Annotated in this window: 22 protein-coding genes; 5 read left to right on the top strand and 17 right to left on the bottom strand. The window is 38.2% G+C overall.

Going from position 1 to position 21,767, the window contains the following annotated elements:
• The first annotated feature begins 22 nt into the window (after positions 1 to 22).
• From NSQ77_RS12765 to NSQ77_RS12755, 3 genes are all read left to right on the top strand, one after another.
• On the top strand, positions 23 to 910 hold the full coding sequence (locus tag NSQ77_RS12765) for a DMT family transporter (protein WP_339226397.1): 888 nt from the start codon (positions 23 to 25) through the stop codon (positions 908 to 910).
• A 720-nt stretch (positions 911 to 1,630) separates the two neighbouring features.
• Positions 1,631 to 2,173, top strand: a complete 543-nt coding sequence (locus tag NSQ77_RS12760; RefSeq protein WP_339226396.1) for a flavodoxin family protein — start codon at positions 1,631 to 1,633, stop codon at positions 2,171 to 2,173.
• 462 nt (positions 2,174 to 2,635) lie between these two features.
• Complete coding sequence (locus NSQ77_RS12755) at positions 2,636 to 3,763, top strand: N-acetylmuramoyl-L-alanine amidase (RefSeq protein WP_339226394.1); 1,128 nt, start codon at positions 2,636 to 2,638, stop codon at positions 3,761 to 3,763.
• 123 nt (positions 3,764 to 3,886) lie between these two features.
• Here the strand turns inward: NSQ77_RS12755 and NSQ77_RS12750 are convergent, their stop codons facing one another.
• From NSQ77_RS12750 to NSQ77_RS12700, 11 genes are all read right to left on the bottom strand, one after another.
• Positions 3,887 to 4,036, bottom strand: a complete 150-nt coding sequence (locus tag NSQ77_RS12750) for a hypothetical protein (protein ID WP_339226393.1) — start codon at positions 4,034 to 4,036, stop codon at positions 3,887 to 3,889.
• Positions 4,037 to 4,041: 5 nt separating this feature from the next.
• On the bottom strand, positions 4,042 to 5,316 hold the full coding sequence (locus NSQ77_RS12745; RefSeq protein WP_339226392.1) for a helix-turn-helix transcriptional regulator: 1,275 nt from the start codon (positions 5,314 to 5,316) through the stop codon (positions 4,042 to 4,044).
• 284 nt (positions 5,317 to 5,600) lie between these two features.
• Positions 5,601 to 6,521 (bottom strand): PhzF family phenazine biosynthesis protein, encoded by a 921-nt coding sequence (locus tag NSQ77_RS12740; protein WP_339226391.1) that lies wholly within the window; start codon positions 6,519 to 6,521, stop codon positions 5,601 to 5,603.
• A 279-nt stretch (positions 6,522 to 6,800) separates the two neighbouring features.
• Positions 6,801 to 7,052, bottom strand: coding sequence for a hypothetical protein (locus NSQ77_RS12735; RefSeq protein ID WP_339226390.1), 252 nt, complete (start codon positions 7,050 to 7,052; stop codon positions 6,801 to 6,803).
• Between the two features lie 184 nt (positions 7,053 to 7,236).
• Entirely contained in the window at positions 7,237 to 7,746 is a 510-nt protein-coding gene (locus NSQ77_RS12730; protein WP_339226389.1) for a YfiT family bacillithiol transferase, read from the bottom strand.
• 170 nt (positions 7,747 to 7,916) lie between these two features.
• Positions 7,917 to 8,141 (bottom strand): GNAT family N-acetyltransferase, encoded by a 225-nt coding sequence (locus NSQ77_RS12725; protein ID WP_339231009.1) that lies wholly within the window; start codon positions 8,139 to 8,141, stop codon positions 7,917 to 7,919.
• 6 nt (positions 8,142 to 8,147) lie between these two features.
• Positions 8,148 to 8,366, bottom strand: coding sequence for a hypothetical protein (locus NSQ77_RS12720; RefSeq protein ID WP_339226388.1), 219 nt, complete (start codon positions 8,364 to 8,366; stop codon positions 8,148 to 8,150).
• A 196-nt stretch (positions 8,367 to 8,562) separates the two neighbouring features.
• Positions 8,563 to 9,111, bottom strand: a complete 549-nt coding sequence (locus tag NSQ77_RS12715; protein ID WP_339226387.1) for a short-chain dehydrogenase — start codon at positions 9,109 to 9,111, stop codon at positions 8,563 to 8,565.
• Positions 9,112 to 9,135: 24 nt separating this feature from the next.
• Positions 9,136 to 9,639 carry a GNAT family N-acetyltransferase gene (locus tag NSQ77_RS12710; RefSeq protein WP_339226386.1) on the bottom strand — a complete coding sequence of 168 codons (504 nt, stop codon included), beginning with the start codon at positions 9,637 to 9,639 and terminating at the stop codon, positions 9,136 to 9,138.
• Positions 9,640 to 9,942: 303 nt separating this feature from the next.
• A complete protein-coding gene (locus NSQ77_RS12705) occupies positions 9,943 to 10,380 on the bottom strand; it encodes a general stress protein (RefSeq protein ID WP_339226385.1) in 438 nt (145 codons plus the stop codon).
• A 132-nt stretch (positions 10,381 to 10,512) separates the two neighbouring features.
• Entirely contained in the window at positions 10,513 to 11,559 is a 1,047-nt protein-coding gene (locus NSQ77_RS12700) for a methyltransferase domain-containing protein (protein ID WP_339226384.1), read from the bottom strand.
• Positions 11,560 to 11,712: 153 nt separating this feature from the next.
• On the opposite strand from NSQ77_RS12700, the gene NSQ77_RS12695 reads away from it, so the two are divergent.
• Positions 11,713 to 12,978, top strand: a complete 1,266-nt coding sequence (locus NSQ77_RS12695) for a hypothetical protein (RefSeq protein ID WP_339226383.1) — start codon at positions 11,713 to 11,715, stop codon at positions 12,976 to 12,978.
• Positions 12,979 to 13,053: 75 nt separating this feature from the next.
• Here the strand turns inward: NSQ77_RS12695 and NSQ77_RS12690 are convergent, their stop codons facing one another.
• The 4 genes from NSQ77_RS12690 to NSQ77_RS12675 all read right to left on the bottom strand — a co-directional run bounded on the left by NSQ77_RS12690 (position 13,054) and on the right by NSQ77_RS12675 (position 18,008).
• The gene (locus tag NSQ77_RS12690; RefSeq protein ID WP_339226381.1) at positions 13,054 to 14,097 is read right to left on the bottom strand and encodes a ribonucleotide-diphosphate reductase subunit beta; all 1,044 of its coding nucleotides are present in this window, start codon (positions 14,095 to 14,097) and stop codon (positions 13,054 to 13,056) included.
• Complete coding sequence (locus tag NSQ77_RS12685) at positions 14,078 to 14,524, bottom strand: flavodoxin (protein ID WP_339226380.1); 447 nt, start codon at positions 14,522 to 14,524, stop codon at positions 14,078 to 14,080. Before NSQ77_RS12685 ends, NSQ77_RS12690 begins: the two co-directional genes overlap by 20 nt.
• Complete coding sequence (locus NSQ77_RS12680; RefSeq protein WP_339226379.1) at positions 14,509 to 16,743, bottom strand: ribonucleoside-diphosphate reductase subunit alpha; 2,235 nt, start codon at positions 16,741 to 16,743, stop codon at positions 14,509 to 14,511. Before NSQ77_RS12680 ends, NSQ77_RS12685 begins: the two co-directional genes overlap by 16 nt.
• A gap of 359 nt (positions 16,744 to 17,102) precedes the next feature.
• Positions 17,103 to 18,008 carry a LysR family transcriptional regulator gene (locus tag NSQ77_RS12675; RefSeq protein ID WP_339226378.1) on the bottom strand — a complete coding sequence of 302 codons (906 nt, stop codon included), beginning with the start codon at positions 18,006 to 18,008 and terminating at the stop codon, positions 17,103 to 17,105.
• A gap of 151 nt (positions 18,009 to 18,159) precedes the next feature.
• On the opposite strand from NSQ77_RS12675, the gene gdhA reads away from it, so the two are divergent.
• Positions 18,160 to 19,548, top strand: coding sequence for an NADP-specific glutamate dehydrogenase (gdhA, locus tag NSQ77_RS12670; protein WP_339226377.1), 1,389 nt, complete (start codon positions 18,160 to 18,162; stop codon positions 19,546 to 19,548).
• A gap of 343 nt (positions 19,549 to 19,891) precedes the next feature.
• Here the strand turns inward: gdhA and NSQ77_RS12665 are convergent, their stop codons facing one another.
• Positions 19,892 to 20,686, bottom strand: coding sequence for an ABC transporter ATP-binding protein (locus NSQ77_RS12665; protein WP_339226376.1), 795 nt, complete (start codon positions 20,684 to 20,686; stop codon positions 19,892 to 19,894).
• The gene (locus NSQ77_RS12660; RefSeq protein ID WP_339226375.1) at positions 20,679 to 21,659 is read right to left on the bottom strand and encodes an ABC transporter permease; all 981 of its coding nucleotides are present in this window, start codon (positions 21,657 to 21,659) and stop codon (positions 20,679 to 20,681) included. The genes NSQ77_RS12665 and NSQ77_RS12660 overlap by 8 nt, the downstream gene beginning before the upstream one ends.
• Positions 21,660 to 21,767 lie beyond the last annotated feature (108 nt).

Genomic DNA, 21,767 nt, shown 5'->3' with positions numbered 1-21,767 from the left:
AATGAAGGAGTGCGAGTAAGAATTGCAAGAAGAAGCAAAATCAAATAAAAAAATCGGTATACCATTAGTCGTATCGATTATAGCTATATCCTTTTCTGCCATTTTTGTAAAATGGTCTGATGCACCTGCTACGATCTCAAGTATGTATCGTATGTGGTTTGCATCTATTTTATTGCTGCCATTTGTATGGAAAAGAAGAAAAGAGTTTCTGCTTATTTCCAAACGAGACTTTTTACTTTTGATGTTTTCTGGGCTGTTTCTAGCATTGCATTTTGCCCTATGGTTTGGATCGTTACAGCTAACAACCGTAGCAAGCTCCACCATAATCCTTACTTTGCAGCCGATTGTCGCATTAATTGGAGGCTTTCTTATATACAAAGAACGAACAACCATTTCTGCATTATTAACGGTTGGGATTGCGGTAATTGGTGCAGTCATGGTTGGCTGGGGTGATCTTGGCTTAAGCAAGGAGGCTGTGCTTGGAGATCTTCTGTCTTTCCTGAGTGTCATTGCTGTGGTTGGTTATCTGCTGATTGGACAAAATGTAGTAAGGAAGCTTTCTCACTGGATTTATAGCTTTACTGTTTTCCTATTTGCATCGATTACACTGACAATTTATAACCTTATTGCCGGAATTTCGCTCAGTGGGTATGAGTCACGTGAATGGGGAATTTTTCTACTGCTAGCTATTGTCCCTACTATTTCCCATGTAATCAATAATTGGCTGCTGAATTACGTCAATACTACAACCATTTCTATGAGTATTCTAGGGGAGCCAGTTGGGGCCACTGCATTAGCAGTCCTGTTATTAGGAGAGCGGGTAAATGCTATGCAGATTGCAGGAGGTATCGTTGTTTTACTTGGGGTGTTTTTCTTTTTGGTTCAGCAGCAAAAGCGTATTCCTGCATAAAGTGGAACTTCATTCAGCGGGGGGCTTTCCTCCCCCACTCAATGTTAATACCAATAGGGAGACCCCAAGGCTCTTGAACTAGCTGTTTTATCCCTACTCTTCACTTATTTTGGTTCTCTCACGCTTAGAGTTAGGGATATTAATTCCCTTAATGGTAAAAACAGCTATTATCTTTCTATCGTTCAGAAATATGTCGTTCTTTTTAAATGTAATATATATTATAATAAACTTAACATAATTTAGTATTTTTCTTATGAATAAAGGAGGCATTATTCATGTTAATCGCAATTATTGCTTTTTGTATAAGTCTTTGCATAAGTCTTATTATCGCAAGTGAGGTTTGGGACTAACTACTAAATCGATGTAGAAAATGAACATTTTAATTTTATATGGAATAATAAGCGGGCTTGCACAGGATGCCCGCTTTTTTATATAAAATACAAAAGCAGCCTTAACCACTAAATCAGCGCAAGCAAATTTACCATCATTCCCAAAACTACTCCGCTTTTGTTGTTGTTGAATAGTGTCCATTGAAAAAAACCTGAGAGCAGAGAGTCTTCGAAGAGATCTTCTGTGAAACTAACATCTTATTGCCAGTTGATTCATATACTATGGATGACGTTAGAAAACTTGGCATTTGCTAAAGGGTTTCTTAGGAGCCTTTTTGCGTTGGAAGGCTTCACTTAGACTTATAGTTTTTACCTTCGAGGAGGATTTGTGATGGAGATAATCGTCTTTCACGGTTCAACCCGTGTTCATGGAAATACAGAGTTTTTGGCACATCAGGCCGTACCAAAAGAGAAAGGAACGCATATTTACTTACGTGATTACACTGTCAGCCCTATTCTCGATCAACGCCATGATGTCAACGGGTTTGACCCAAATGAAGATAGCCATCAATGGCTCGTTGATCAAATGCTAGCTCATGAAATTATCGTTTTCGCTACTCCCATTTACTGGTATAGTATGTCCGGACCGATGAAAACGTTTATTGACCGCTGGTCGCAAATATTAAGAGACCCAGCATATCCACACTTTCGAGAAGCATTATCAAAGAAAAAGGTTTACCTCATTGCGGTTGGCGGTGATACGCCGACAATAAAGGGGCTTCCACTTGTCCAGCAATTTAATTATATTTGTCAGTTTTATAAAATGTCCTTTGAAGGTTATGTAATTGGAAAAGCAAGTAAGCCAGGGGAAATTCTTCAGGATAAACCAGCATTAAAGGCAGCATCATTACTTATAAAAGAGGAAGCACGTTGACTGTTCAACGTGTTTTTTTATTTGGCAGGAAGCTATAAAATTAGAATACTGTGGATAAATCAGCTGCCAAAACGGCCTCGTCCATAAAGAACTGAAGGTTAGCAAGACTTCCCTCACCTCATGACAGGATAAAGAAGATTTGCCGGCTGGCTAAGGCATGAGGTTTAATCGCACTATAGCCTTGTCGTGAAAGCAGGTACCAAAGCTTGCACTTTTGTTATTGACAGTACGTATATTTTCTAGTAATTACGGACAGGCTAATTATTAATTCTACGTACCTAGTAATCAATTAAAGTTTAGGTAGTTCATCTCTATTCACATGAAAAACAGGGAGTTATATTCTCGAATACTAGTTACTTAGCACGGTTTTTGCTGAAAAATGTTTAAATTCCCCTTGTTAAGGAAAGTATTAACTATTATTATTAATCTATGGAAAATTATTTTCGACAAAAGGAGGAGCAAATGAGGTATTTACGACAATTATTCATCGGCATTGGTTTTCTGATAATGGGATCACTTCTTGTTCCCGGTTTAACACATGCCAATGAAGGTCAATCTTATGAGGTTTATTCTTCGGTATTAAATGTTCGAAGTGAACCTGCTTCTGATGGTGAAATCATTGGCGTATTAAGTAAAGGGAATAATGTAATGGCATTCCAGGAGAAACACGGGTGGGTACAAACCTATTACGGCGGAAATGTAGCTTGGGTTGCGAAGCACCATCTAATTCCAATTACGAATACTAGCCAAGGGAGTTCAGCTAATACACAATCTGTAACAACGTCGGATTCGATCACAGTCACAGCAAATAGTGTACGTTTACGTTCAGGTCCTGGTACGAATTACAATGTTATAGGATCGTCATCAGCAGGAGATACATACAACGTAGTAGAAACAAACGGTGATTGGCATCAAATTAAATTAGGAAATGGTCAGGCAGGATGGATTGCTGCATGGTTAACGAACACCTCGTCAAATAGCGAACAAGCATCCGAACCGAATAATACAAGCAATAATACGAATAATAACGCGCCTGAAGTCACATCAGATTCATTAGAAGGCTACAATATCGTGCTTGATCCTGGACATGGTGGAAAAGATCCTGGAGCAGTTGGACTTAACGGAATCTATGAGAAGGATCTTGTATCGGATACAGCAGTTAAAGTAGCAGAACAACTGCGAAATGCCGGGGCAACTGTTATTGTTACTCGTAATGGTGATTATTTCGTATCACTTGATGAACGTGCAGACATTAGTAATTCCTATCAAACAGATGCTTTTGTCAGCCTGCATTATGATTCCTTTCCTACAATTGGGGTCAATGGGGTAACTACTTATTTTGGCAATGGCTCTGACCGGGGCTTAGCACAAAATATTCAATCGGCACTAGCTTCTACCGTAAGCTTGGATAATCGCGGTATTATGCAACGTAACTTCAGCGTACTTCGCGGTACAACTGCACCATCTGTTTTAATAGAGCTTGGATTTATTACCAATCCAAATGATTTAGCTACTGTTCAAACAGCTGCATACCAAAATCAAGTTGCAACAGCAATTACTGATGGATTAGTAGATTATTTCCATAGATAATATACCAGTTCAATATATTTCCTAAAACGTAAGGGAGCTATCCTATCGCAAGGACAGCTCCTTTATGTATTACACTTAAAAATATACTATTACAGCTCTAAATATGTGATATATACGGATACATTATCCACGGCTTTTTGGTTTAGGCTCTTTATCGTTTAACGGAGGAACTCCCTCTTCGGTTACCACCTCGATTGTTGTAGGCTGCACCCAGCTTTCTGAAGCAAAAAAAAGTATCAATGCCAAGGAAAGTAATGTAATTACCTTCTTCAACATCCTCACCACCTTTCCTTGTAAACCCCACTAAGTACACTATTAGCATAATTATAATAGCTTGCAGCTAATTTATATTTTCGATTATCAAAATAGTAATCTGCTAAAATCTTTAAATACTTATATTTCTCATATGGTAATTGTATCTCATCCAAGAAAGGCAATACTTTCTTTGTAATTAAACTTACGAATTCTCTATCTTCAATTCCATGTATCAAGTACCAGTACACTTTAAATTCATAAACATAAATGGAATCTAAAGGTGTTAAGCTCTCCGACAAATCGAGCCCTTTTTGCAGCCATTTATCTGCATTTGTATAATCCCTTTTTTGGTAAAATTCTTTCATCAAGCTTGATACAGGAACAATTTGGTCACTAATCGATTCACTGGCATGCAGTTCATAGCTCTTCAAATAGTATCCAATTGCTTCCTCTGACTTATTTAACAGAGAGTACACTTTTCCTAAATTTTGATTACATAGCGCGTATAGGGAATGTTCATTGGCAAGCTCTGCAATCGTAGCTGCTAATTGATAGCTTTCCTTAGCCTTATCCAGTTCATATGTCCTGCGATAGGATATCCCTAAAAGAATATGACATTCTGCACACCTTTTTAGGTTATATACCTTCTGATAATAGTCTAACGCTTTAGTAGCGTATGAAAATGTATGATGTGTCTGTCGCAGTTTACTAGCCGATAATGCAATTAAATAATACAGGTCATTTTCTTCATCCTTCAATGAATAGATAGGATATCTTAAATAATCTTCTGCACGCTGATAAAAGGATAATGCCTTTTTAAAAGATAACAAGGAAAAATGATAATCGCCCATAAATTTATACCAATAATAGGTTTCTGCTTCTGTGAAGCTATGCGATATACTGTGTAAATATTTATACTGCTTTTCCTTATTAGCTTTATCGTTAATTAGTATGTAATAGCTTAGCCTATGGATATCGATTATATTTCGATATGAGGTATCTGCAATATTCATGTGCCCTTTCATGTGCTGATACCCTTTTACAGCTTCCTTTCGGTTACCAACCAATAAATGACGAAACCATGCTTTAAAAAATTCGATACCATTATGTTCATCTGCTTCTAATTCCATGTTTAGCTTTTTCGATAATAAACTGACAACTTCCTGACGAGGCTCTACTTCTCCATTCTCTATTTTGGATAAGTAGGAAACGGAAATGACTCCATTTGATAATTCTGTTTGTGTCATTCTCGACTTTAGTCGATGATATTTGATTCGATGTCCAATCTTTTTATCCATATGCCCCTCCCCCTATAAAGATAATTATACAACAGAATATGCCCCTGCTACTGTAGAGCTTGGTCTATTTTAGCAGAAAATCTTAATTTTTTACATAATTATGGAAAATTTTACTGCGTATTCATTATTGACTATGAAATTTTGACGATTTATGTATTTTATTGGGAATAGTTGTGGCAGATTATTACGTTCATCGTATAAATAATTCAAATTAATCCGCATCAAAAAGATAACGCCCAGCTGAATTGCTGAGCGCTTTGGGCAGAGACATTTTTTCAATTTCACTAACTAGTTTTCACTTCATGGCTGCTTTCTATTTCTATATCGAAGTCATTTACATACACTGCATTTCCATTAATTCTAATCGTATAAGACTTTCCATACCTATCTACCTGTACTTCCACTCGCCCATCTCTGCCTATTTCATGTCCCTGCTCCACTACAAGCCTTAGAGGCTCTTTAAAACCTCCATTTATGTATTCAGCATAATATGCACCCATCACGCCAGATGCAGTACCAGTTACAGCGTCTTCCATCGTGCCTGAGTATGGTGAAGAGAAATGTCTGGCATGCATATCAGCATCAGCATGATATGTTTCTGTACAAAAGGGATGTACAGATGACTTAGGCATCTCTTTTAAAATATCAGGAAAAAATTCATTATTTGGCTTCATTTTCTTAAAAACATGTACACCTTTTATTGGTATTAACAAGGTCCATGTACCTGTACTGCCATAAGCAATTGGTAACTTATCATCTATATCCTTTGTCTCCAATCCGATTGATTTGGCTAAAGCTTCTTTTGATCCTTTGAAGCTTTTAAACTGTGGTGGTGCCTGGTTCATTGTTATCTTAATATCTTTCTTCGCATCATCGTCAATCGTAATAGGTAAAATTCCTGCCTTCGTTTCAATGGTTAAGTCTGTTTTTTCGCCTAATAGCCCCTTCGTCTTTAATGCATAAACCGTTGCCATCGTTGCGTGCCCACACAAATTCATTTCATGGCCAGGCGTAAAAAAACGTATTTTAAAATCCGCTGCCTCTGATTTAACCGGAAATGCCGTTTCATTAAATCCCACTTTAAACGCAATTTCCTGCATCTGTGCATCTGTTAATGCATCTCCGTTTAAAACAACTCCTGCGGGGTTTCCTTTATTCGGCTCTTTACAAAACGCATCATAATGATAAACCCTTACAGCCTTCATAATCATTCCTCCTATATGTGCAGCAGCCCTTGCTGATCTTTAATCCTAAGAACTGTGAAACGATTACCTTTTGATTACTTTCGCCAATCGAGTAAACTCCTCCACATCTTCTATACATAATTTAAGCCCTTTCTCCCAAAAGCCCTCCAGTTTAATATCCTCACCCAAATGTTTTCCCTTTCTCTAGGCATTGGTACACATCCAGAATCATATTTTGAAGTTTCAGAATATATTACGTAAAAAATTAGGCAGCTCATCTGAATAACTACCTATTGTCTACTATGGATTTATCTTCTTAAATTTATTTACGATAAAATATGCAACAGATGCAGCAAACAAGGAAATTATTAATGATAGTAAGATTGATGGTTGACCACTGCTAATAATTGTCTCCTGCGCTAGCATACCACTCTGATTCCAGGCTTCTGCAATGTCGGGTGTATAAGTGAACGTAAGCAGCATTCCAGACAAAATTTGCAACAATGTATACGCAAGAAGAAAACTCACCACAAAAGTAATATATTTTTTCAAGGTGTGCACCTCCATCGGGTTAATCTTGTATTTTATCAATATTTAATATTGCCAGCTGGAAAACTTACAAGCAACATCTATTTGTATATTATTTTCCTGCATATGTTTCCAAATGATTGTTTTTTAACGATTATTTTTAAAATGGCTTATAGTCCGTTCATAAGCCATTTTCATAGTTACTGTATTATTCTGATAACGCGATTTTTATATGGGCTAAGTGGTGCTCTTCGTGCCAAGCTAATTTTGCAATCTTTGTTGCAACTGTTATTTTACCGTTTTTCTGATGAGTAAACGCTAAATCTAATTGCTCTTCAGTTAAACTATTTCCTAAAGATACGATTCGTTCATTAATACCTTCCAACATTTTAATAGAACTCTCTACAGGAAGTGTTGTGTCCGATAGAATAGCCCACTGGTCTTGGTCAAAATTCGGCACTGTGGGATTATCATCTGTTAAAGCCAGCTTCAAACGTTGATACATGTTCAACTGAGAATCAGCAATGTGATGAACAAGCTCGCGAACTGTCCAGCTGCCATCACGATATGTTCTGCTTAATTCCTCATCACTTAATGAGTCAACAGTTTCTCTTAATCGAATCGTGTAAGTTTCAATTTCTTTTAGCCATTCTTGGATATTTTCCAATGTTACCTTTTTAGGAACTTGTAATTTCCCAATTGGATATTTGACCTCCATTTTTAATCCCCTTTCCCTTATTCGTTTTTTAAATGATCTATTATTAAATTATCTTCCTTATACTTTAACATAAATATCTAATTCCTTAAGTAATTGCTGTTCATGAAATTAGTCCTTTTTGCGAGATGGCACTGGTTGTTATTCCATTATAGTGCCCTATAATGGAGCGACTAAGGTCCTTTCTTCATTGTAACAACTTTAACATTTATCCCATTTGGTTTATGTAAAATATCTTCATCGTAAACAGCATAACCTATGGAACTATATAACTGTATATTCTTTGGTACACTCATACGAACTTTACATAAAATTGTAGATATCCCAACTTTATTAGCATAATCCTCTAAAGACTTTAATATCTTTTTTGCTATGCCTTGTCCTTGTTTTTCTGGAATAACTGATCAGTCATTTTTTAATTGAAATCGCACCATACCAACTGGTTTATTTTCTTCAGAAGCGATTAGCGCTTTTTCTCCTTTTTCTAATGCGTCTGAAACTGACTGAACAGTTTCATCTAAAGCACTTGTTGGAGGGATTTCATTCTTATATTCTATAAATGCCTCAATCATTAACTCATGAATTAGTGTTGCGACTGAAATTGCAGCGGAATTAATTACCACTTTCCTCGCCACTTTATGTAAAAAATATTATATCCCGACTTATATTTACCAAATTAAAAGGAACAAATCATCTATTTCGCTCTCTTATTTTGTATATTAACTTATACGCAATCTTTCAGAGAAAGGTTTCAATTTTAATGGAGCATGTTAGCTCTTTTTGTCTATTTCTGCCAAGGTCATAAGCTTGCTTTACATTCTAGGGTCGTCTTTCCCAGGGCTCTATTTGGCCAATTGTTCGTATCGTATCTTTTTGCTTTAAAGCTTCAATTACTCCACTTGAAATTTCTTTGTTTGTTAGCCATCTGGAATAATTATTTTTTATTACAAAGCCCAAGCGAACTTGATAATAGGTAGAATCTTTGGTAAAAGTTGCTTCTTGTTTGGTTTTACTTAAGTCTTTGCTGCTTCCTAAAACATGGAATAATTCCAAATCAGCGGTGTGAGCTGATACCTCTTTTGCTATGACTTCAAGTGCATCTGGAGCCTTGGCGTGAATCCAGGCTACTATTAAATTAATCTCCCCGTTTTGCTCGATTGTCGTATGGACTTGCTGTTGTAATTCATCGCTATTTCTATAATCAACAAGGAGTGGTGTGAGTTTATTTTTAAAGCTTGTTCGTTCCATAAGCTGATGCAGGCGCACGGAATTTCTAGCAATGATTGACACATGATAGCCTTGATCGAGCAACCAAATGGATACGTCTGCTAACATTCCAGTTCCTCCAACTACTAAAGCATGTTTCATTTATTTTTCTCCTCACGGTATCATTTAGATTTCGCGCAAATATCTTAATGAAAGATAATCCTCATTCCCCGCGTTTGAATATGCTGGCTGTTCAGCAACTTTACGAAACCCTCTTCTTTCATAGAATGGAATACCTTTCATATTTCCTTTTTGCACAGAAACCCACTGCTTCTTTGCGCCTTTCTTACGCTGAATATCTGTTAAAAAATCCAATAGCTTTGTCCCTATTCCCTCCCCACGCCTATTCGGGTCCAAATATAGTACATACACTTCACTTTCTTTATTATCCAGCATTCCTCCGCCAATTGCTCCTACAACTTCATTTTGATCAAGAGCTACAATATAGCCATCCCAGCCAGCGCTTTCGCCTATTTCCCCCAATATACGCTCACGATTATAGAAACGTTGATTGTTTCTTTCTATGTTTTCCGGACTCCTGATTCCTTTATATGTATCCATACACCCCTCACAGCAGACGCGTGCTATTCCTTGAACATGTTCTATTTCTGCGCTTTTAATTGCAACCAAGTATAAGCCCTCCTAAATTACCTTTTATAAGCCCAAGATTTAACTAACAGCCTTAGTACAGTATTCTTAAGGCAGCAACATAATATTACGAATCTTAATGGGTTATTATAAAATACTTACTTAAAGTCTACCATAAAATAAGTATTGTTTATTTTCAATAATTTTAACTGAGGTTATACGCATATAAAGAGAGGTGGTTATCAGCTTAAAAGCCACCTCCCATCCATAATATGCCCTTTTATTTTATAAACTTATTATTTATGAAACCTCCTGTCCGGTAAAATATTTTAGATAAAGCTTTGATCACTCTTTAGGATGTAAAAACACAAGGATTTTACCCTCTTTCACATCATTCGAGTAGCGCTCTGCTTCTTCATTCGAGACACCTATTTCCAATAAAGCATGTTTCAATCCACCTGCACCGGAAGCGGCACCAGCTGCTGCACCTCCAAGTGTAGTTATAATCGGCCCTGCAGCGATGACTGGCCCGATTCCTGGAATTGCTAGTGCACTTAATCCGATAAAGAGCCCGGTTACCCCGATAGCTCCTCCAGCCGCTGCCCCAGCAACAGCTCCATCCGTAGTGGAAGGACTGATTTCTTCAGCCGACTCTTTCAGCATATTTGTATTTTGGGCTATAATTGATATTTTATCGATTGTATAGCCTTTGCTTTTTAATTGTTCTACAGCTTTCACTGCTTGTTCTTCCGTATCGTATATACCAACAATATGATTGTTCATTAATGTGCCCCCTTAAAAAAGTAAACTACTTATTCTTTACCCTTTTCAAAATAATAATAGTCATAATAATTGATTCGGCTTTTAAGGGTGAGCATATTAATAGTGACTGCAAAATTGAAATTACTAGTTTCCTCAGTCAATTTTCTTCGCATAAATCATACTCAAAAAATCATTAAACATAACGGTTTTCACTTCATAGCCATGTTTTTCTAACCAGTTCACTAATAAAGATCGATCTGCATAAAATTCATCCTCAATCGATTCGAGTGCCTCGGTATTTCCTTCCTCACGAAGTTTATTCATGAACTCATTGCGATGTGCCTTATCCAGGAACATCAAATCTGCAATGCAAATTTGACCATTTGGTTTTAACACACGCGTTATTTCCGTTAATGCTAAAAGCTTTTCCGAATCCGGTAAGTGATGTAATGCATAGCTTGAAATAACAGTATCTACCTGCTGATCCAATAAAGGCAGCGCTAGAAAGTGACCATAGTGCACCTCAATCTCCGGATGCTTTTCTTTACATATTTCTAGCATTTTCTCAGATTGGTCAATCCCAATAACATGGATTCCTTTTGCTGAAAATTTCGCTCCGAGGTTTCCTGTGCCAATTCCAATATCTGCACAGATTGCATGTTTATCCAGCTGTATCGTCTGCACAATCCTTTTAAGTGCCTCATCATAATCTTGATGGACATTGAAGCCATGACCCTCGCGCTTAATATGGCTGTCAAAATCCTCTGCCCAGCTATTAAAATCCCACTTATCCTCCCAGCCTTTTCGAAGATTTTTCATTTCCTTTAATTGCTGTGCCAGCTCATAAATATTGCAATTTGAACCTTCCACCATCTGATCAATTGCTTCTATCATATCCTTGATTTCTAACCACTGTACAACGAGCGCCGTACGCTGCGCATGCAAATATTCCTTAATTGTCAAGTCTGGATTTTCCAGTGCCTTTCTAATCCCTTTTACAGGTACGCCGATTTCCCGCAATGCTAGAATTATACTTAACCGCTCTATATCTTTCCCGGAAAAATAGCGATACTCATTTTCGGCATCTTTTTTTGGTGCGATTAGCCCTTTTTCTTCATAAAAACGGATTGCCCGAGGTGTAGTATTTAACTGTTTTGCCACTTCTTTGATTTGCACGAAGCTCTCCCCCTTCTTTTTCATAATAAACTCTTCCGCAACGGGAAGGTAAAGAGCAATATTCCAAAATCATACACCATGATTACTTGTTACCGTATCACAAACAAAGGTCCCATGATATAATATCCCACGCAGAATGTTATACTATAGGCAAACACAAAAAGTGAGGTTTTACACGTGGACGAACGTATTCAAGAAATAATTGATTTCACAGCTGATAAATTTAAGCTTGAAGTTTTTTATTTAAAAAGGCATTCTATCTTTCGTGAGAAGGTCGACCAGAATGATGAATCTTTTGTTTTAAATATGGAATGGTTTCCAAATGACGCTGTTATTTCAGATGAAGATTTGAATCCTGCAGGAACGGTTAGCATCGATATTGATATTCACACCAGGTTAATCCGACGGGTTATCTTCGTAGAGGGTGAGAACAACCTTGAGACTGATTTACCGGAAGCCGGAAATACTGAACAAGCGATTGAATGGATCGAGCAAGAGACCGGATTGGAGTTTGGCAGACAATTCAAATTAGTGCATGAAGAGGATAAAGAACTGTTCTTCCAAGCAGCTGTGGATAATATTCCCGTATTTCCATCTGGATCAATCCAAATGGAATTCAATGCTGTGGATAAACTAACGTTATTTTCAATTGACGGCTATTTTCCAAATGAGGATCAATTAAATTGGGAGCCATTTGCATTAACATCGGAAAAAATTGATCCAATTGCAAAAGTACAGACGAAACTGTTAGAGATTCCATTGGAAGACGAGGAAAAATGGAAGGCAATTTATGGAATAACAACCATATTCGTTACAAATGATGGAGATAAGACGATTTCATATGAACAAGTGGAAAGTCCTGACTCCTATACACAGCATGATCTTGTTTTACAATGGGATGAAGCAATCGAAGAGCCCTTGGCAAGAAAGGACATTGATCTTTCACAAGAGGTCACAGTCGAAGAAGCATTTGCTAAAAAGCAAACAAAAGAAAATGACCCACTGGCCGGTGACGAGCAAAAGCAAGCAATTAAAACGGTACAAAACTTCATGCAGCGCGAATATCCACAGGCAAGCTGTACTTGGAAGCTTGTCGCATTATGGCGTGAAAAAAAATATATTATTGCAGAATTGCGGCCAACACAGCCAGATGCGCGTGTCATTGACCGGAAGATTAAACTTTTAATGGACGGTGCTAATTACGAAGCGCTTAACTATGTGGATAACCAAGCCCTTGTGGATATGTTTAAACATTTTGAGCATGCAGATGAGCCTAAGTTTTCTGAAGAAGAGGCGTTTGAAAAGCTTGCTAAACATATTGAAATCACGCCTGTCTATGTTTTTGACAAAGCACAAAACTGCTACATTTTATGCGGGAAAGCAGACTGTGGATATGGTGTGGATAGTGTTAGCGGAGAAATTATTTTATTGGATGAGCTATAGGCAGCAAAAATCCCCTTTTGGTTATAAAAGGGGATTTTTGCTTAACACAGAAAGCCTATGATAGCGCCTTCTTACTTATAGATCATCAAATCCGTTAAGGTCACTTGTCTTCGTATATTGTCTTGATTTCTGTTCAAAGAAATCTGTTTTGGTTCCATCAAAGTTATCCACATATGCACGGATCCACTTCATTGGGTTATCAACATGTTGTGGATAGATTTCACTTAAGCCCATCAAGCGGAGCATTTTGTTTGCACGATATTTAATATATCCTGCCATTTCATCTAAATCAATACCTTCTACTTCTGCCAATACATAGTTTGACCATTCAATCTCTAAATCAACCGATTCACGGAAATGATCATAAACCCAATCCGTAAATTCTGCCGTATTGTAATCTGGATTCTCTGCCAATGTCGCACGGAATAGTTCTCCAATAAAGCGTCCGTGCTCCAGCTCATCACGATTAATGTAGCTAATCATCGTTGATGTACCTACCATTTTATTTTGACGTGCCAGATTGTAAAAGAATGCAAAACCAGAATAGAAGAACATACCTTCAAGTAGTGACGTATATACCAATGTTTTTAATATGTTTTCCACTGTTGGTTCTTCCACAAATTCATTGTATTGCTTCGTTAAGTTTTCATTTCTTTTAAGTAGCACTTCATCAACTCGTCCGAGCTGGAATGCTTTATTTTGTTCATCTAATGAAACAACAGATGATAATACATACGAATAGCTCTCATTATGCACTGCTTCCTGCTGTGCAATCACGGCCATAATCGATTGTACAGAAGGATCTGTTGCGTATAACGAAATTAAGAGTGCAGTTCTTGTTTGCGGCGCATCGAGTGTGGATAACAATCCAATTATTTTCAAGTAAGCGTCGCGCTCTTCTTCTGTTAATGTCGGGAATTGCTTCACATCACTGGACATATTTACTTCATCTGCTTGCCAGTAATTACCCACAAGTCGTTTATACATTTTGTACCAATGTGGATAAGCAATATCATTCCAGTTTAAAATTCCACTTGATTTTCCGCCGAATAATCCGGTCGATTTATTTGGATTCAGCGGCTCCAAAGTTTTAGCCTTTTCAAGCAAAGCTCTTGACATGATGCAGTACTCCTTCCAACCAAATTTCAACTTTTTCTTCCTGACTTCCTCTAGGGGACTGCTCAATTTTCAGACCAGTCCACTTACTATCATAAAATTTCACTAACTTATCCACAGCTTTGCAGAATAAGTCATCCCCGCCAAATTGGGTATCTCCCGTTCCAAAAACAACCATATTATCTGGTTTATAGCCAATCTCCAGTATGAGGTCTTTCACTTCGTCTGGTGTACTCCCCATTTCCCAAGTAAACGTTCCAAGGAAAACAAAATCATAGCTCTCAGGGTCAAATGGTGCATCAATTCCGATTCGATGCATATCCACAGATATACCATCTCGCTTTAATTTGCTTTCAATCAGTTCCGCTACTTCTGCTGTGTTTCCACTGTACGATAAATATGCGATAATCGCCCTCAACTTTGACACCACTCACATTCTTCGACATCATTCGACGTTGAACGAACATAATAAGTCGTTTTCAGTCCCTCACGCCATGCTTGCAAATGGAGATCTAATAAAATCGATGCACGAATTGTATTCGGCACATAGAAGTTAAATGAAATACTTTGATCAATATGTTTCTGTCTTACTGCATTTTGTTTAACAGACCAGCGCTGATCAACGATATATGCAGAACGGCGATATATATTGTATGTGCGGTGGTCAAGCTCTGGCGCAGTGACAGGAATCTTAAAGTCTTTCTTCTCTTCACTATAGAACACATTGAAAATTGGATCGATACTAGCTGTTGAGCCAGCAATCATCGCTGTCGTTGAGTTCGGTGCTACTGCCATCAAATAACCGTTACGCATACCGTTCTCCTGTACTTCTTCTTGCAGTGCTTCCCATTCGTTAGTTGTATAGCCCTTTTGCTTAAAGTAAGCTCCTGTACTCCATTTACTTCCTTCGAAGGCTGGGTAGCTTCCTTTTTCCTTGCTAAGCTCCATACTATTCTTGATCGTTAAGTAGGCAATTTTCTCATACAATTCATCTGCATAGCTTACTGCTTGATCAGATTCCCATTCAATATTCTCTTTTGCCAGCAGATGATGCCATCCAAAAGTTCCTAATCCAATTGCACGATACTTCTTGTTCGTCAGTTCTGCTTGCATAATTGGCAATGTATTAATATCAATAACGTTATCTAACATACGAACTTGAATTTTAATTAATCGGTCAAGCACATTATCAGGAACTGCTTTTCCTAAGTTAATCGAGCTTAGGTTACAAACAACATAATCACCAGGCTGATATTTCTTCACGATTGTGTTTTCTTTTTCAAGGTATTCTTCCACAAATTGTGTTGGTGATTGGTTTTGGGTAATTTCTGTACATAGGTTCGAGCAGTAAATCATCCCTTGGTGGCTATTGGCATTTTGGCGATTCACTTCATCACGATAAAACATGAACGGTGTACCTGTTTCAAGCTGGGATACCATAACACGTTTCATAATATCAATTGCATTTACTGTTTTACGCGATAAGTTCTCATTTGCCACACATTCTAGATATTTTTCTCTCCATGTTCCATTCCCTTTTTCTTCATCATAAAATTCTTCTAGGGAATAGCCCATTACTTGACGCACTTCATGTGGATCGAACAGATGCCATTCGCCGCGTTGTTCTACTTGCTCCATAAAATAATCTGGTAAACAAACTCCTGTAAAAATATCATGGGCACGCATGCGGTCATCCCCATTATTCAGCTTCAAGTCAAGGAAGGACTCAATATCTTGATGCCAAACGTCTAAATAAATGGCGATTGCTCCTTTTCTCGTACCAAGCTGGTCAACACTTACTGCTGTGTTGTTTAGCTGCTTAATCCATGGCACAACACCACTGGACATTCCTTTGAATCCTTTAATGGAGCTTCCTCTCGCACGGATTTTCCCCATATAAACACCAATTCCGCCACCGTTTTTAGAAAGCTTCGCAATATCAGTGTTACTGTCATAAATCGATTGCAGGCTATCATCCACTGTATCAATAAAGCAGCTTGATAATTGACCATGTGTTTTTCCTGCATTCGTTAAGGTTGGTGTTGCTACTGTCATATAGAGATTACTTAATGCCCAGTACGCTTCTTCTACAAGCTTCGTTCTGTGAGATGAGTCTTCATCCTGCATCAAGTACATAGCAATAACCATCCAGCGTTCCTGTGGTAGTTCATAAATGTTTTTATTATGATCGGTTGCCAAATAACGTGTAGCTACCGTATAAATTCCTAAATAGTTAAATAGTAGATCTCTATCTGGCTCAATAATGCTACCGAAGTGGTCAATTTCAGATTTCGTATATTTTGAGATGATGTTCGGCGCATATGCCCCTTCATCGGTTAACATTTGAATTAACTCATACAGCGATCCATATCGAGTCTCCGCATTATAATTGCGGTTTTCTCCTGCTTTACGGTAAAGCTCTTGCAAATAAATTCTTGCTGCAACGTATGTCCATGCCGGGTTTACTTCATCTATATTTTCCAATGCAATTTTAATTAATCGATCTGCAACTTTTTCGATCCCCATTTCTGGTTTGATGGTTCGTAATGCTTTCTCCATAAAATGATCAATTTCGACAGAAAGCCCGTCTGTTGCTAGTTTGACAAGCTGCTCAATTGTACTTGGATCCTGTTTCGTTTCTGTAATCATGTTAACTGCCTCCCTATATATAAAACTATGTAAACACCTATTGCTTTCGGTCTTTTAATGGATTCGAATTAATGAATTCCTTATGAAAAATGGTCAAGATTATCTTTTAGCCGCCAAAAAAATGAGGGCAGATTTTCTGATCTTATTTCCTTTACAAACTATCCTTCTATCGTTATGCTATATTAGTTGATTAAAAATCTACCACGCTTTTGATAGCTTCAGTTTGAAATGGACTTCCTTTACAAGACCCGATCACCTTACCCATTATACAATATATAGTATTAATCATCATATTCACTATCCATATCTTGTATCCAACGATAGCATACAACAAAAATTAAAGCAACTTAATTCTACGACTAATTTTGAAATTTCTCCAACCGCATATAAAAGTTCTTCAAAAATTCATAGAATCGTTTTTCAGTAGGTAGCAAAGAACGTTCTGCTGAAACCATGACTCCTACCGTACGGGAAACATTGGGATTGATAATTGGGACTTTTACCGTTCCATGGGGTATATGGTCGATTAATGTAATTTCAGGAATCAATGTTACACCAAGCCCTGCAGATACGAGTCCTTTAATTGCCTCAATATCTTCTCCTTCAAAGGATACTTGAGGATGGAAACCAAGCTGGTTACAAGCATCGACAACAACATTTCGCAAAATAAATCCTTTACGGAACAAAACAAAGGAATCTTTGCGTAATTGATTTAGCTTGATGCCAGGTTCATTTGCAAGCGGGTGACGCACTGGCAGTAATGCAACCATATTTTCTGAAAACAAAATAGTTCCCTTTAATTTCGGCTCATTCTGTGGAATTGGACCTAATAACGCCATATTAATTTCACTCTTCTTGACCGCTTCAACCAATTCATAATAGGTTCCCTGCTTCAATTTAAACTTTACGTTCGGATGCTCCTCCCGAAAAGCGGAAATAGATGTTGGCAGCATATTGCTGGCCAGGCTGCTTGGAAAGCCGATATGGACCGTTCCTCTTTCTGGATCCGTATATTCTTTAATAACCTGTTCTGCTTCATCAATTACATGAATTGCCTTTTCCATATGTTCCATAAATATTTTTCCAATCGGTGTTAATCTGACGTTGCGACCTTCCCGGATAAACAAATTGACTCCGAGCTCTTCTTCAAGTTTAAACAGCTGGCGACTGACAGCAGATTGTGCAATATGCATTGCATCTGCGGCTTCTGTTACATGTTCCCTTTTTGCGACCTCGATAAAATACTTAATTTGTTTTAGCTCCAAAATTACCACCTCAAGTTTGATTATCTCACAACGGCATTAGTTATATCTATTTTTTATATTGTTTCGATTAATTAATTTTCGTAAAATAAATAGTATATTGTAATTTTGTTTTCGTGTAGAAGGTTTATAATGAAGGAGGGCATGATGCCATATGACAAAATCTTATTTATTAAGTAAGAAAAGTGACACTGATCAACAAGTACAACGTTATTTAGATGAGGTATACGCAACCGTTGTCTCCCGCAACCCAAATGAGACTGAGTTTCATCAGGCTGTAGCTTTAATCTTCAAATCCCTTTCCCCTATTCTAAAAAAATATCCGCATTATATGGAAAAAGGTATTTTGGAGCAGCTGGTTGAACCAGAAAGGGTTATTACTTTCCGTGTACCATGGATTGATGACAACGGTAAAGTGAATGTGAACCGGGGATTCCGCGTCCAGTTCAATAGTGCGCTCGGCCCTTATAAAGGTGGTTTGCGTTTTCATCCATCTGTAAATTTAAGTATTGTAAAATTCCTGGGACTTGAGCAAATCATTAAGAATGCATTGACTGGTCAGCCAATTGGCGGCGGTAAGGGCGGTGCCGACTTTGATCCAAAAGGGAAATCAGATATTGAAATCATGCGATTTTGTCAAAGCTACATGAGCGAGCTTGCAAAACATATCGGTCCGGACACCGATATTCCCGCTGGAGATATTGGTGTCGGAGCGGCTGAAATTGGTTATATGTTTGGCCAATACAAGAAAATCCGCGGTAATTTTGAAGCGGGTGTCTTAACCGGGAAAGGATTAGGGTACGGCGGAAGTCTTGCTCGTAAAGAAGCAACAGGTTACGGCGCAATCTATTTCGTCGAGGAAATGCTAAAAAGCAAAGGTTTGAGCATCCTTGGAAGTACAACAGTTGTATCCGGATCCGGAAACGTTGCAATTTATGCAATGGAAAAGGCTATTTCACTTGGGGCAAAAGTTGTCGCGTGCAGTGATTCAGATGGGTTTATTTACGATGAAAATGGAATTGATTTAGATACAATCAAAGAAATCAAAGAAGTGAACAAGGATAGAATTGAGTGCTATCTCGAAAAACATCCATCTGCAGCATATTTTTCGGGCTGTAATGGAATATGGTCTATTCCTTGTGACGTGGCTTTACCTTGTGCTACACAGAATGAGATTGATGCAGATTCTGCTAAAAGGCTGATTTCTCATGGTGTAAAAGCAGTTGCTGAAGGGGCAAATATGCCTTGTACACCAGAAGCTATCGATGCATTCTTAGAAAATGATGTCTTATTCGGACCTGCCAAAGCAGCGAATGCTGGTGGTGTAGCAGTTTCAGCTTTAGAAATGGCACAGAACAGCATGCGTTTGTCATGGACATTTGAAGAAGTAGATGAAAAGCTGCAGCAAATCATGAAAAACACGTATGACAGTTGTTTAGCAGCTTCCATAGAATTTGAAGCAGAAGGCAACTTAGAAATCGGATCAAATATCGCAGGGTTTAAACGTGTCGCCGATGCAATGGTGGCACAAGGCGTAATTTAAATTAGAATAAGCATACAGGCTTCTTTAGAGGCTTGTATGCCTTTTTTGTGTTTAGATGCAGCAAACCTTAAGGCAATAAAGAAGATGAGGATGATTTTGCTGGTTTCTGTTCGACTATAAGGGCCTCAGCCGAGATCTACTTCACTTTCGGCGGTCATTTTTCTGTGAACGGTCGGATTTCGACGATTTCCCTTTGGTTCAGGTTCTCATATCTTTAATAGAACCTGAACCGGGAACGATAATTCAAATTTTTGAAGCGTTATCCTGTCACAGAAATAAAAATACACACGACTTATCCCCATCAGAATCGTTCGTGTGTATTCATCAATGCGTTAAACATTATTCAGCTTAAAACGGCACGGTCATCTTCCAATTGCTGGCCGCGAATCCGCTGGAACTCCTGCAAGAGATCTTTAACAGTCAATTTCTGCTTCTCTTCATCATTCGCCTCAAATATGATTTGCCCTTTATCCATCATGATTAGTCTATTGCCTAGGTCTAGTGCCTGCTGCATATTATGGGTAACCATTAGGGTCGTTAATCCTGACTCTCTTACTACTTTTTCGGTAAGTGAGGTAATTAGTTCTGCTCGAGATGGATCGAGTGCTGCAGTATGCTCATCAAGAAGCAGGATATTAGGATTTGTAAAGGTTGCCATCAATAAGGAAAGGGCTTGCCTTTCTCCTCCTGACAGTAAACCAACTTTAGCAGACAGTCGGTCTTCAAGGCCTAAATTTAACGTTTTCAAATAATCTTTGAACATGTCTTTCCTTTTCTTCGTTACGCCAAACTTTAACCTTCTTTTTTTATTGCGCGAATAAGCCATCGCTAGGTTTTCCTCAATTGTCATGGATGGTGCCGTCCCCGCCATTGGATCTTGGAATACCCGGCCAATAAAGGCAGAACGCTTATATTCCGGTAAATGAACAACTTGTTTCCCACCTATAATAACATCCCCTGCATCTGGAAGAATATTGCCGGAAATGACATTCATCAAGGTCGACTTCCCTGCTCCATTACTGCCAATAACTGTCACAAAATCCCCAGCGGCCATTTCGAGTTCAATGTTATTTAACGCCTTCTTTTCATCTAATGTACCTTCATTGAAGGTTACAGATATATTCTTGACATTAAGCATGTGAATCTCCTCCTAGCTGCCTGCGTTTTTGGATGCGCCGTTTCCTTTCCTTCTGCATTTGGAGAACTTTTGGTGCTACTAATGCGATAATAACAATCGCTGCTGTAATGAACTTCATATCGCCTGTTTCCAGGAAATCAACGCGCAGTGCCAGTGTTACAATTATCCGGTAAATGATTGCACCACCGATTACAGCAAGTGTTGCTCGGGCAATTGTCTTTGTGCCAAATAATGCTTCCCCGATAATAACTGAAGCCAGTCCTATGACAATCATACCAATTCCCATATTTACATCTGCAAACCCACCAAGCTGGCCGATAAGAGCCCCCGCCAATGCAACAAGACCGTTCGACAAACCAACACCTATAATAGTAAGATTGTCTGTATTTGCCGAAAAGCTGCGAATCATTCGTTTATTGTCCCCAATAGCACGAAGCGCTAACCCAACCTCAGTTTTCAAATAGTAGTCTGTCACAAGTTTAATAATAATCGTTACAACTGTCATTATAAGCAAAATCCCCCAAGTTGAAGGAAATCGGTCTAACCCCAGAACACTGAGGAGATTATCCAGCGTGTCATCAATTGCTGTCGAAGACCAGATGGAATTAAGCTGGTTGAAGATAGTTGTTTCATGAAGCATGGATAAGGTAGGTTGTCCCAAAATGCGTAGATTTATAGAATATAAAGCTGTCATCATGAGAATTCCAGAAAGCAATGCATTTACTTTTCCTTTTGTATGCAATAAACCTGTAATACATCCTGCCAGAAACCCAGCTGCAAGTGCGAATATTGTTGCTAATATAGGAGGAACACCATTTACAATTGAGAGTGCTGCCACCGATGCACCCGTTACAAAGCTGCCATCCACTGTTAAATCCGGAAAATCGAGTACACGGAATGTTAAATAAACACCTAATGCCATAATGGCATAAATAACTCCTGATTCAACAGCTCCAAACATGGATATAAACATAATTTTAATCCTCCCGTGACGTTAATGCCGTGTTTATCCCTTATATGTATAAGGGACTTTTCCAATGATGAAGGGAGCCAGACAATAATCTGGCTCCAAAAACTTATC

It is taken from the genome of Oceanobacillus sp. FSL K6-2867 (assembly GCF_037963145.1).
Lineage (GTDB): Bacteria > Bacillota > Bacilli > Bacillales > Amphibacillaceae > Oceanobacillus.
This window is presented reverse-complemented; position numbering and strand designations above follow the sequence as displayed.

What these genes read in the sequence shown, in the direction of transcription:
- NSQ77_RS12715 (WP_339226387.1), bottom strand. Translation starts at nt 9,111, where the DNA reads ATGAAACATGCTTTAGTAGTTGGAGGAACTGGAATGTTAGCAGACGTA.
- NSQ77_RS12740 (WP_339226391.1), bottom strand. Translation starts at nt 6,521, where the DNA reads ATGAAGGCTGTAAGGGTTTATCATTATGATGCGTTTTGTAAAGAGCCG.
- NSQ77_RS12760 (WP_339226396.1), top strand. Translation starts at nt 1,631, where the DNA reads ATGGAGATAATCGTCTTTCACGGTTCAACCCGTGTTCATGGAAATACA.
- NSQ77_RS12755 (WP_339226394.1), top strand. Translation starts at nt 2,636, where the DNA reads ATGAGGTATTTACGACAATTATTCATCGGCATTGGTTTTCTGATAATG.
- NSQ77_RS12660 (WP_339226375.1), bottom strand. Translation starts at nt 21,659, where the DNA reads ATGTTTATATCCATGTTTGGAGCTGTTGAATCAGGAGTTATTTATGCC.
- NSQ77_RS12705 (WP_339226385.1), bottom strand. Translation starts at nt 10,380, where the DNA reads ATGAACAATCATATTGTTGGTATATACGATACGGAAGAACAAGCAGTG.
- NSQ77_RS12745 (WP_339226392.1), bottom strand. Translation starts at nt 5,316, where the DNA reads ATGGATAAAAAGATTGGACATCGAATCAAATATCATCGACTAAAGTCG.
- NSQ77_RS12690 (WP_339226381.1), bottom strand. Translation starts at nt 14,097, where the DNA reads ATGTCAAGAGCTTTGCTTGAAAAGGCTAAAACTTTGGAGCCGCTGAAT.
- gdhA (WP_339226377.1), top strand. Translation starts at nt 18,160, where the DNA reads ATGACAAAATCTTATTTATTAAGTAAGAAAAGTGACACTGATCAACAA.
- NSQ77_RS12730 (WP_339226389.1), bottom strand. Translation starts at nt 7,746, where the DNA reads ATGGAGGTCAAATATCCAATTGGGAAATTACAAGTTCCTAAAAAGGTA.
- NSQ77_RS12665 (WP_339226376.1), bottom strand. Translation starts at nt 20,686, where the DNA reads ATGCTTAATGTCAAGAATATATCTGTAACCTTCAATGAAGGTACATTA.
- NSQ77_RS12680 (WP_339226379.1), bottom strand. Translation starts at nt 16,743, where the DNA reads ATGATTACAGAAACGAAACAGGATCCAAGTACAATTGAGCAGCTTGTC.
- NSQ77_RS12700 (WP_339226384.1), bottom strand. Translation starts at nt 11,559, where the DNA reads ATGAAAAAGAAGGGGGAGAGCTTCGTGCAAATCAAAGAAGTGGCAAAA.